This window comes from Variovorax ureilyticus, assembly GCF_037889935.1.
GTDB classification, from domain to species: Bacteria; Pseudomonadota; Gammaproteobacteria; order Burkholderiales; family Burkholderiaceae_C; genus Variovorax; species Variovorax ureilyticus.
In genome coordinates, this window is record NZ_JBBKZU010000004.1 from 479,721 (window position 1) to 487,280 (window position 7,560).

8 protein-coding genes are annotated in these 7,560 nt (G+C 65.1%); 3 read left to right on the forward strand and 5 right to left on the reverse strand.

Annotated elements, in window-relative coordinates:
• Positions 1-2: 2 nt before the first annotated feature.
• The 4 genes from WKW77_RS12450 to WKW77_RS12465 form a co-directional block, all read right to left on the reverse strand.
• A complete protein-coding gene (locus WKW77_RS12450; RefSeq protein ID WP_340357168.1) occupies positions 3-1,856 on the reverse strand; it encodes an autotransporter assembly complex protein TamA in 1,854 nt (617 codons plus the stop codon).
• A gap of 77 nt (positions 1,857-1,933) precedes the next feature.
• Complete coding sequence (locus tag WKW77_RS12455) at positions 1,934-3,121, reverse strand: vWA domain-containing protein (protein ID WP_340357141.1); 1,188 nt, start codon at positions 3,119-3,121, stop codon at positions 1,934-1,936.
• A 6-nt stretch (positions 3,122-3,127) separates the two neighbouring features.
• Complete coding sequence (locus WKW77_RS12460) at positions 3,128-3,736, reverse strand: GNAT family N-acetyltransferase (RefSeq protein ID WP_340357142.1); 609 nt, start codon at positions 3,734-3,736, stop codon at positions 3,128-3,130.
• A 9-nt stretch (positions 3,737-3,745) separates the two neighbouring features.
• Positions 3,746-4,588 (reverse strand): AAA family ATPase, encoded by an 843-nt coding sequence (locus WKW77_RS12465; RefSeq protein WP_340357143.1) that lies wholly within the window; start codon positions 4,586-4,588, stop codon positions 3,746-3,748.
• Between the two features lie 153 nt (positions 4,589-4,741).
• Here WKW77_RS12465 and WKW77_RS12470 point away from each other — a divergent pair, with 153 nt between their 5' ends.
• The gene (locus tag WKW77_RS12470) at positions 4,742-5,425 is read left to right on the forward strand and encodes a c-type cytochrome (protein WP_340357144.1); all 684 of its coding nucleotides are present in this window, start codon (positions 4,742-4,744) and stop codon (positions 5,423-5,425) included.
• Positions 5,426-5,598: 173 nt separating this feature from the next.
• Here WKW77_RS12470 and WKW77_RS12475 read toward each other — a convergent pair whose 3' ends face one another.
• Positions 5,599-6,033: a DUF1841 family protein gene (locus WKW77_RS12475; RefSeq protein ID WP_340357145.1), complete on the reverse strand. Its 435-nt coding sequence runs from the start codon at positions 6,031-6,033 to the stop codon at positions 5,599-5,601.
• Between the two features lie 62 nt (positions 6,034-6,095).
• On the opposite strand from WKW77_RS12475, the gene WKW77_RS12480 reads away from it, so the two are divergent.
• Entirely contained in the window at positions 6,096-7,043 is a 948-nt protein-coding gene (locus WKW77_RS12480) for a LysR family transcriptional regulator (protein WP_340357146.1), read from the forward strand.
• A 9-nt stretch (positions 7,044-7,052) separates the two neighbouring features.
• The gene (locus WKW77_RS12485) at positions 7,053-7,421 is read left to right on the forward strand and encodes a hypothetical protein (RefSeq protein WP_340357147.1); all 369 of its coding nucleotides are present in this window, start codon (positions 7,053-7,055) and stop codon (positions 7,419-7,421) included.
• Positions 7,422-7,560 lie beyond the last annotated feature (139 nt).

Genomic DNA, 7,560 nt, shown 5'->3' on the forward strand with positions numbered 1-7,560 from the left:
GGTCAGAAGGTGAAGCCGAAGCGGAAATGCAGCCTGAATTCCTTCACATCGACGCCGTAGGCAAGATCGATCGAAATCGGCCCGATCGGGCTTTTCCAGCGCGCGCCGACGCCGACGCCAACCTTGGCTTCGAGATCGCCGACCTTGTCGGCGACCGAGCCGGCATCGACGAACACGGTGCTTTCCCAGTCGCTGATCTTTCCGTTGTAGACGAACGGGCGCTGCCACTCGATGCTCGCGACGCCCATGTAGCGGCCGGCGATGACGGTGCCGCTGGGCCGCACCGCCCCGATGGAGCGGAAGCTGTAGCCGCGCACCGTGGTGTCGCCGCCGGTCAGGAAGGCGAGGGTGCTCGGGATCTGCGCGCTGTCCTTGGCGATCAGCGCTCCGATTTCCGATCGCAGCTGGATGCGGGCGCCGCGCGATTGCGTGCCGTCGTCGCTGTAGACGGTGCCCGCGGGCACGAAGCCCACCCAGCGTGCATAGGTGCGCGTGAATGGCAGGCGCTCGCCGGTCAGCGTGTAGCCGGCGGCGAGTTCCAGCGCGATGCCCTGGCCGCGGGTCGGCGCGTTGGCGTTGTCGAAGTAGCGGCCGGTCCAGTTCCAGTTGATGCTCAGCGCCGAGGCTGACGGCGGCGCATTGAAGCCGTGGTTCGACGCGTAGTCGTACTGCAGGAAGAGGCTTCGGTCGATATGGTCGCTGGCCTTGCTCTCGCCGCCGCGCAGCCGCCCGCTGTCGACCGTGTAGTCGCCCGACACCTCGCTCTTGAGTTGGGCCGCCGTGAAGGTGCGCCATCCGCTGTCGCGCGGCACCGCGCTCCACTCGGTGCCGAGCGATTGCGTGTCGCGGTCCAGGTAGAGCCGGGACACCGCGCGCCATCCGAGCAGCGGCATCTGGTTGTGGATGTGGTCGAGCGAAAGCCGCGGGCCGCTGTCGGTGGTGTAGCCGACGCCGGCGACCACCTTCTGCAATGGCGCCTCCTGCACCTGCGCGATGACGGGTGCGCTGAGCGGGTCGTCGTGCGTGGTGTCGAGCGTGAGGAAGACCGAATTGAAGTAGCCGCTGCTCGCCAGCCGTTGCTGGGCATCGAGCAGTTGCTGCTGGTCGTAGTCGGCGCCGGTTGGAATACGCGCGATGCGTCGCATCGCGTCGGGGTCGTAGCGCTGGTAGCCCCGCACCACCAGCGGGCCGAAGCGGTAGGCCGGGCCGGAATCGTAGGTGGCGCTCAGCCGCGCTTCGGCGCGATCGGCGTCCACTTCCGCGCGGCTCGTGACGATGGTGCCCGTGGGGTAGCGCCTTGCCGTGAGACTGCGCAGCGCCGTGGATTTTGCGTTGTCCCAGGCTTGCTGGCTGAAGGCCTGGCCTTGGCGCAGGGGCCACGCGGCGCGGATCGCGTTGCGCCGCTCTTCGGATTCAGGCGTCTGCGCGATCGGCCCGTTGAAGTCGACGTGCACGTCGCTCACGTGCGTGATCTCTCCCGGCACGACGGTGATCCTGACTTCGCGCGGCGCCTTGCCGTCGGGTGTTTCGCGCAACTCGAGCGTGAGCGTGGGCGTGAAGTAGCCCATGGTGTTGAGCAACTCGCGCGCGTTGGCCTCGGCCGCGACCATCAGGCGCGAAAGCTCGACGGGCCCGAGATCGTTGAGCTTTCGGTAACGCTGGATCTCCAGGTTGCGCGTGAGGAAGTCGCGCACCGCATCGGGCGCCTGCACGTCGACGGCGAAGGCTTCGCGTCCCGAGGCGCCCGATTCACTCGTCACGGGGCTGTCGGCGGCATCGCGCTGGTCGGGTTCCTTTTGCGACAGCAGGCTGCATCCCTGCAAAAGAAGGAGGGTTGCAAACAACAACGCCGGCATCCAAGCCGGCGTGAGAGATGGAACAACCTGACGCACCCCGCCGATTCTGACAGCAAGGGGGCCCGCTCCGGGTCAGCCTATTTCGACAACAGCCGCATCGCGTCCTCGAGACCGCGCAGGGTCAGCGGGAACATGCGGTTCGACACCAGTTGCTGGATGACCGCAATGCTCTGGCGGTATTGCCAGACACCTTGCGGCTCGGGGTTGATCCACGCGAACTTCGGGAAGGCATGCGTGAGGCGCTGGAGCCACTCCGCACCGGCCTCCTCGTTGTTGTATTCGACGCTGCCGCCCGGCTGCAGGATCTCGTACGGGCTCATCGTCGCATCGCCGACGAAGACCAGCTTGTAGTCCTTGTTGTACTTGCGGATGATGTCCCAGGTCGGGAACTTCTCCGAGTAGCGCCGGCGGTTGTTCTTCCACATGAAGTCGTAGACGCAGTTGTGGAAGTAATAGAACTCGAGGTGCTTGAACTCGGTCTTGACGGCCGAGAACAGTTCCTCCACGCGCTGGATGTGCTCGTCCATCGTGCCGCCGACATCCATCAGCAGCAGCACCTTGACGTTGTTGTGGCGCTCGGGCCGCATCTTGATGTCGAGGTAGCCCGCATTGGCCGCGGTCTTGCTGATGGTCTCGTCGAGATCCAGTTCGTCCTCGTGGCCCTCGCGCGCGAACTTGCGAAGTTTGCGCAAGGCCATCTTGATGTTGCGCGTGCCGAGTTCCTGGCTGTCGTCGTAGTCCTTGTAGGCGCGCTGTTCCCACACCTTCACCGCGCTCTTGTTCTTGCCCGCGCCGCCGATGCGAACGCCCTGCGGGTTGTAGCCGCCGTGGCCGAAGGGCGAGGTGCCGCCGGTGCCGATCCATTTGCTGCCGCCCTCATGGCGCTCCTTCTGCTCCTCGAAGCGCTTCTTCAGCGTCTCCATGAGCTCGTCCCAGCCCATCTTCTCGATCTTGGCTTTTTCCTCGGCGGTGAATTCGCGCTCGAGCGTCTTGCGCAGCCAGTCGAGCGGCACTTCCTTGGTGAAGTCGGCCAGCATCTCCACGCCCTTGAAGTAGGCGGCGAAGGCGCGGTCGAACTTGTCGTAGTGCTTCTCGTCCTTCACCAGCGCGGTGCGCGACAGGTAATAGAAGTCATCGAGCCCGAAGGCATCGTCGGAATTGGGACCGACGACATCGGCCTGCAGCGCTTCGAGCAGCGTCAGATATTCCTTGACCGACACCGGCAGCTTGGCCGAGCGCAGGGTGTAGAAGAAGTCGATCAGCATGGCGAATCACTCCTGGGCCTGCGGCCTGGGCTTGTCCAGCAGGTCATTCAGTTGCGCGCGCACTTCGGGCCATTCGCCCGAGCGCAGGCTGTACATCACGGTGTCGCGGATCGTGCCGTCGCGGCGCAGCGCGTGGCCGCGGATCACGCCGTCCTTCTTCGCGCCGAGGCGCTCGATGGCGCGCTGCGATGCGTGGTTGAAGTTGTCGGTGCGCCAGCCCACCACATGGCAGCCCAGTGCATCGAAGGCATGCGTGAGCATCAGCAGCTTGCAGGTGGTGTTGACGTGCGTGCGCTGGCAGCGCTTGGCATACCAGGTGTAGCCGATCTCGACGCGCTTCACGGCCGGCAGGATGTCGTGGTAGCTCGTGCTGCCGAGCACCGTGCCGCTGGCCTCGTCGGTCACCGCGAAGGCGAAGCGGTTGCCGTCCTCGCGCATCTTCAGCGCGTTCTCGATGTAGGTGCGCGTTTCTTGCGGCTCCGGCACGGAGGTCACGCGGATCTTCCACAGCTCGCCGTCGGCGGCTGCTGCGCGCAGGCCTTCCTCATGGGCGAGCGACAGCGGCACCAGCGCGACGCCGCGTGCCTTGAGCGTGACCGGTTCGACGAACGCCATCGCGACGCCTCAGCGGTTGTGGCGTTGCATGAAGACGAGCTTCTCGAAGAGGGTGACGTCCTGTTCGTTCTTGAGCAGCGCACCCACGAGCGGCGGCACGGCGACCTTGTCGTCCTTGCTCTGCAACGCTTCGAGCGGAATGTCCTCGGCGACCAGCAGCTTGAGCCAGTCGAGCAATTCGGAGGTCGAAGGCTTCTTCTTCAGGCCGGGCAGGTTGCGCACGTCGTAGAAGGTCTTCATCGCCGCGGTGAGCAGTGCCTGCTTCAGGTCGGGGAAGTGAACCGCGACGATGCTCTTCATCGTCTCCGCATCGGGGAACTTGATGTAGTGGAAGAAGCAACGGCGCAGAAAGGCGTCGGGCAGTTCCTTCTCGTTGTTGGACGTGATGAACACCACCGGCCGGCGCCTGGCGCGGACGAGCTCGCGCGTCTCGTAGCAGTAGAACTCCATGCGGTCGAGTTCGCGCAGCAGGTCGTTCGGGAATTCGATGTCGGCCTTGTCGATCTCGTCGATCAAGAGCGCCACCGGCTCGTCGGCCGTGAACGCCTGCCACAGCACGCCTTTGACGATGTAGTTGTGGATGTCCTTGACCCGCTCGTCGCCGAGCTGCGAATCGCGCAGGCGGCTCACCGCGTCGTATTCATAGAGGCCCTGCTGCGCCTTCGTGGTGGACTTGATGTGCCACTGCAGCAGCGGGAGGTTGAGCGACTGCGCCACTTCCTCGGCGAGCATCGTCTTGCCGGTGCCCGGCTCGCCCTTGACGAGCAGGGGGCGTTTGAGCGTGATGGCCGCGTTGACCGCGAGCATCAGATCCTGTGTGGCGACGTAGTTGTCAGAACCCTTGAATTTCATGGATGGCTTCGAGCGGGGTGGTTGGTTGGGGGAACACAACATCGATTCGCGAGACGAGTCTCTCAGGGAGACTCCTGCATGGGTTCCTAGAAGGGCGACCCATATAATCAAACGTTGATTTGCCCTAAAACTCCACGAGATTGTGCGCGCAAAATGAAGAAGTTGTTGACCACGATATTTGCCTTCACTGTCGCTTGCGTGACGGTCTCCGCCCAGGCACAGAAGATCACCGGCAACGCGGAAGCAGGCGCGAAGAAGGTCGCCATGTGCATGGGCTGCCACGGCATCATCGGGTACCAGGCCAGCTTTCCCGAGATCCACAAGGTTCCGATGATCGCGGGCCAGAGCGCTTCCTACCTCGTCTCCGCACTCACCCAGTACAAGGGCGGCGAGCGCAAGCACCCCACCATGCACGCCATCGCGGACACCCTGAGCGAGCAGGACATCGCCGATCTGGCCGCCTACTACAGCCAGCTCGGCCTCAAGGAAGGCGACGCACCGCCGCCGGCCACAGCCGCCGCGCCGAGCTCCCGCGTCGCGGACCTGATCGCGCGCGACAAGGACAACTCCTGCACCAAGTGCCACGGCGCCAACTTCAACACGCCGAATGACGGTTCGGTGCCGAAGCTCGCCGGCCAGCACGCCGACTATCTCTATGTCGCGCTGAAGTCGTACAAGGTCCAGAACCGCATGCAGATCGGCCGCGCGCACCCGGTCATGGGCAGCCAGGCGAAGAAGTTCACCAATTCGGAAATCAAGGAACTCACGAGCTACATCAGCGCGCTGCCGGGCGACCTGAAGACCGTGCCGGAATCGCGCTTCCACGAAGCCAAGTAAGCGCGGCGCATCACTTCGCCAGACACAATGACAAAGCCCGCATTCCTGCGGGCTTTGTCATTCATGGCGCACGAAACCGGCGCGGCCAATTCCAGGGCACCCGCGGAACCGGCTTCGCCGGGCCGCCGGGTGCGCCCCCGGAGAGGGGGAGCGCCGAAGGCGCATGGGGGTGATCAATCCCTTGTTGCCCGGCGCTGGACGCAGGCCACATAGCCCTCGCCGTCGGGCGGCCGGCCGGCGCGCTGGCTCTCCCACATCATCTGGCCAAGGCATTCCATCGCCTCGTGATGCGCGTCCATCAAGGAATCGCGCCGCTTGGCCAGGAGCTCGACCGCCTGGCGGATGCCGCGCGGCTGGTCGATGGAGCATTGCTCGCTGATCGACAGGTGCATCGACAGATGCAGGAACGGGTTCTCCCGCCCGTCCTTGCCGTCATAGATGCGCGCGATCGCCGCATCGGCATCTTCGAGGTCGGCGTGGTATTCGGGGTGCTCGTCGATCCAGCGGGCGGCGATGATCTCGAGCGCCTCCATCGGCTGGCCGCTGCGGCTCTTGGCGAAGACGTCGCAGAAGAAGCGGCGGACTTCTTCCTGGGTGGGATTGAACATCCGCCGAGATTAGCACCGACCCTCACTCCATACAGTGCGCCCCGCGGCTACATTGCCAGCCCATGGATCGCCTGGAAAACATCGAGACCTTCGTCCGCGTCGCGCAGACCCAGAGCTTCGCGGAGGCGGCGCGGCAGATGCGCGTGGCGAAGTCGGTGGTCACCACACGCGTGAAGCAGCTCGAAGACCACGTCGGCGCGCCGCTCTTTCACCGCAGCACGCGGGTGGTGCGCCTGAGCGACGTCGGGCAGGCCTTCCTGCGCGACTGCACCGAGCTGGTCGGGCGGGCGAACGACATCATGGACCAGATGCGCGACGCCCGCGCCGGGCCGACCGGCACCTTGCGCATCCATGCGCTGACGGGCTTCGTGCTCGGGCATTTCGCGACGCTGCTGCGCGCGTTCCAGGTGAGTTTTCCGGACATCCACCTCGAACTGATCGTGAGCGATGCGGTGGTCGATCCGGTCAAGGCCGGCGTCGATTGCGCCTTGCAGATCTTCCCGGCCGCCTCGACCGAGCTCGTGTCACGTCCTCTTTTCCCCGTGCGGCGCGTGTTCTGCGCCACGCCGGAGTACCTGCGCGCGCACGGCGTGCCCGAAAGCCCGCGCGACCTGCACAAGCACACGCTGGGCCTCTATTCGGGCTACCCGACGCGCGACCGCTGGACCTTCCATCACGCGGGCGAGCAGGTCACGCTCTACATGAGCGCCGCCTTGCTGACCAACAGCGTGCACCTGCTGCGCGAATACGCGATGGAGCACGCGGGCATCGTCTGCCTGCCCACGCTGGTGGCCGGCGATGCGATCCTGCGCGGCGACCTGCAGGTGGTGCTGGCGGAGCACCAGCTCTCGTCCTTCTCGCTCAACGCGGTCTATGCGGGCACTTCGCGCAATGCCTTCAAGCTGCGCCTCTTCATCGAGCACCTCACGGCGGCGTTCACGCGCGTGCCGCCCTGGGACGCGGCGATGATCGAACGCGGGCTGATTCCCGAAACGCTGATTGCGGACTAGATTGCGGCCATGAGCGACGCAGCAGCGCCATCGCCCGCACCAGAACCCGCGCCCGCGCCTGCGCCAAGGCGGCCGCTGCCGGCCGGCTACCGAGAAGGGATCATCACCGCGGTCACGGTCATCATCGGCTTCTCGCTTTCCTTCGTGCGCTACTGGGCCTTCGAAGCGCCGGGCGACTGGACGGTGCGCTCGGTCATCGCGCTCATCGCGCTGCTGATCCCGATCGCCGCCGAGATCTACACGCTGTATCGCGCGCTTCTCGTCGAGGACGACGACGAGGCCACCTACAAGGCCACGGTTAAGTGGTTCATCGGCTCGGTGTGCGGGATGCTGGTCTCGGTGTCGCTCGCCGCCATCGTTCTCTCCGGCCGACCCTGACTTCGAGGCTCGGCGCCTCTCCCACGAGGTAAGCGGCTAGCCATCCCGTCTTGATTTCGTCGTATGCGCAAGGATCCACTACTCCACTTAACTTCTTGGTGGAGAAATGGACACTACAGTTGCTCTTAGCGCAGGTCGT

Bases quoted from the DNA above. Each gene is read 5' to 3' on its own strand.
- WKW77_RS12460 (WP_340357142.1), bottom strand. From the start codon at position 3,736: ATGGCGTTCGTCGAACCGGTCACGCTCAAGGCACGCGGCGTCGCGCTG.
- WKW77_RS12450 (WP_340357168.1), bottom strand. From the start codon at position 1,856: ATGCCGGCGTTGTTGTTTGCAACCCTCCTTCTTTTGCAGGGATGCAGC.
- WKW77_RS12480 (WP_340357146.1), top strand. From the start codon at position 6,096: ATGGATCGCCTGGAAAACATCGAGACCTTCGTCCGCGTCGCGCAGACC.
- WKW77_RS12455 (WP_340357141.1), bottom strand. From the start codon at position 3,121: ATGCTGATCGACTTCTTCTACACCCTGCGCTCGGCCAAGCTGCCGGTG.
- WKW77_RS12470 (WP_340357144.1), top strand. From the start codon at position 4,742: ATGAAGAAGTTGTTGACCACGATATTTGCCTTCACTGTCGCTTGCGTG.
- WKW77_RS12485 (WP_340357147.1), top strand. From the start codon at position 7,053: ATGAGCGACGCAGCAGCGCCATCGCCCGCACCAGAACCCGCGCCCGCG.
- WKW77_RS12465 (WP_340357143.1), bottom strand. From the start codon at position 4,588: ATGAAATTCAAGGGTTCTGACAACTACGTCGCCACACAGGATCTGATG.
- WKW77_RS12475 (WP_340357145.1), bottom strand. From the start codon at position 6,033: ATGTTCAATCCCACCCAGGAAGAAGTCCGCCGCTTCTTCTGCGACGTC.